Source organism: Cupriavidus sp. SHE (genome assembly GCF_000812445.1).
GTDB classification, from domain to species: domain Bacteria; phylum Pseudomonadota; class Gammaproteobacteria; order Burkholderiales; family Burkholderiaceae; genus Cupriavidus; species Cupriavidus metallidurans.
The window spans coordinates 1-2,565 of record NZ_JWMB01000099.1 but is presented as its reverse complement, the minus strand read 5'-3'; the positions used below and the strand labels follow the sequence as shown (position 1 = coordinate 2,565).

The window sequence follows — 2,565 nt, the reverse complement described above, 5'->3', positions numbered from 1 at the left end:
GTAAGCGCTCAATTGACGACGTCTGGTATTGAAGGCTGAACGTTGGCAGGCTAGCGTCCGCAAAGACTTTGCGGACGCAAACATGATCCAAGACGAGATTGACCTATTTCCGCTGCAGGCGGTGCGAGTCCGCTCCAATGGGAAGCGCGACTACGAGCCAGCGGCCAAGCGGCGTCTGATTGAGTTCTGTCTTCAATCGGGAGCATCGGTCTCGGGCACGGCGCTCAAGGCCGGTATCAACGCTAACCAGTTGCGCAAATGGATTCGGGACTACCGAGATTCAGTGCAGGCGCGAGGTGCGTTGCCGGCATTCGTGCCGGTTGTCCAGGAGGTTCAGGATTCGCGGCCAATCGAGACACTTGCAAAGGTTGCGGTGCCGCGTCACGAAGCGGCATCAGCGACTGGCGATCCGCCACCGCGGCAAGCGCAACCGCTGGCGCTCTTGAGCGCAAAGCTGCCCAACGGTGTATCACTTGAGCTCGAATGCAGCGAGCGAGACGTTGGGCTCGTAAAGGCAATGATCGAAGCACTGAGTGGAGACCGTTGATGTTTCGGCTCGACGCTGAGCTGCGGGTGTATCTGCATCGCGACGCAGTGGACTTCCGTAAGAACATCAACGGCCTGGCACTGCTGGTCGAGCAGACGCTCGGGCTGGATCCGTTTGCATCGGCTGTATTTGTGTTCCGTAACCAGCGGGCCGATCGCATCAAGATTCTCGGGTGGGATCGCAACGGCTTCTGGCTATTGTTGAAGCGATTGGAGGCGGACCGGTTTGCCTGGCCACGCGAGGCGGCTGTGGCTACGCTGACGGTCGAACAGTTGCACTGGCTGCTCGAGGGAATCGACATCGAGGCGATGCGCCGGCACCCGCACCGAGAATACCATCGCGCTGCGTGAACGCTGTTTGGCGGCAGCGGTCTAACCCGCCATGCCATCCACGCCCGTCACCGTTACCGCCGCCGAGCTGCAACTGTTGCGAGACGCCGAGCGCGAGCTCAAGGCAATACTCGCGGAACGCGAGGCAATCAAGGGCGAACTGCGTGTGATGACGGTCCAGCGAGACCTGCTCTTGGAACAGCTCAAGGCGTTTCAGCGTAAGCTGTTCGCCGCAAAGAGCGAGGCGCGAGGCTCGGAGCAGAAGGACTTGTTCCTCAATGAGGCCGAGGCCTTGGCGACGGCGGCCGCGCAGCCGGCGCAGGAAGAAGAAGGTACGCCCGAGACCGAAGTGGCCGGACACAAACGCAAGAAGCGCGGCCGCAAGCCGCTCGACCCGGCGCTGCCCCGTGTCGAGGTTCGTCACGAACTACCCGAATCGGAACGCGTCTGCCCCCTCGATGGCCAGGCTCTGGTCGAGATTGGCGTCGAGGTCAGCGAACAGCTCGACATCGTGCCGCAGCAGGTCCGCGTGATCCAGCACCAGCGGGTCAAGTACGCCTGCCCATGCTGCGACGGCGGCATCAAGACGACGCCGGCACCGGCGCGCATTATTCCCAAGGGACTCCTTACCGAATCGGCGCTGGCCTGGTGCATCACCTCGAAGTATCAGGATGGCCTGCCGCTGTACCGCCAGGCAGCGCTGCTGCATCGCTTCGGCGGGGACCTCTCTCGCGGCACCCTGGCCGCAAGCATAGTGCGAGTAGGCCAGGCGGTGCAGCCAATCATCAACCTGCTGCGTGACCATCTGCTGGAAGCAGACGTCGTGTACGGTGACGAGACAACGGTACAGGTGCTCAAGGAGCCCGGCAGGCCTGCCCAGAGAAAGAGCTTCCTATGGGCGCAGATGAATGGCACAGGGCCGCCGGTACGGTTGTTTGCCTATAGCCCGACACGCGAGACAAAGCAGGCTACGGCTCTCTATGCCGGCATCAAGCCTGGGGCGGTGTTGATGACCGACGGCTATGCACCATACGACGACGTCGCAAACACCTATCAGTTGGTGCATCTCGGATGCTGGGCACACGCGCGCCGCTACCTGGTCGAGGCGGAGCAAGCCTTGCCCAAGGACAAGCGCCCCGACCACCCGGTCACCGGATTCCTGCAGCGCATCGGCAAGCTGTTTGCCATCGAAAGCCACACGCTCAAGATGAAGCCGGAACAACGGCAGCAGGTTCGCGCCGAACAAAGCCAGCCGCTGCTGGCCGAGATCGAAACGATGCTGCTGCAACATCTGCATACCGTGCTGCCGCAAAGCCTGTTCGGCAAGGCGCTGCACTACCTGCATGGGCAGTGGCCAAAGCTCGTGCGCTACATCGAGAACGGAACCTGGCCGATCTCGAACAATCCCTGCGAGAACGCGATTAGGCCATTCGTGATCGGACGGAGAAACTTCCTCTTCTGCGACACCGTGGCCGGTGCCAACGCTAGCGCAAGTCTTTACTCGCTGGTGGAAACCTGCAAGGCCAACGACGTCGATCCGTATCAGTATCTCGTTGCCTTGTTCAAGGCGTTGCCACACGCACAGACCGCCGACGACTACGAGGCTCTGCTGCCCTGGAGGCTCAAGCCCTCAACCGTCTAGCGGATACCGCCGGCGGCCGCAAGGGGCGCCCTTAAAAGACCGCTTAC

General features: G+C 61.8%; 3 protein-coding genes. All 3 read left to right on the top strand.

All coding sequences use genetic code 11. The features are described from left to right. Positions 1 to 82: 82 nt before the first annotated feature. Genes RN01_RS31440 through RN01_RS31430 form a run of 3 tightly spaced genes read left to right on the top strand, consistent with a single transcriptional unit; the run spans position 83 to position 2,518 of the window. A complete protein-coding gene (locus RN01_RS31440; RefSeq protein WP_008652244.1) occupies positions 83 to 547 on the top strand; it encodes a transposase in 465 nt (154 codons plus the stop codon). Continuing rightward, positions 547 to 897, top strand: a complete 351-nt coding sequence (gene tnpB, locus RN01_RS31435; RefSeq protein ID WP_008652247.1) for an IS66 family insertion sequence element accessory protein TnpB — start codon at positions 547 to 549, stop codon at positions 895 to 897. The genes RN01_RS31440 and tnpB overlap by 1 nt, the downstream gene beginning before the upstream one ends. 31 nt (positions 898 to 928) lie before the next feature. Continuing rightward, entirely contained in the window at positions 929 to 2,518 is a 1,590-nt protein-coding gene (locus RN01_RS31430) for an IS66 family transposase (RefSeq protein ID WP_008652249.1), read from the top strand. The last annotated feature ends 47 nt before the right edge of the window (positions 2,519 to 2,565 follow it).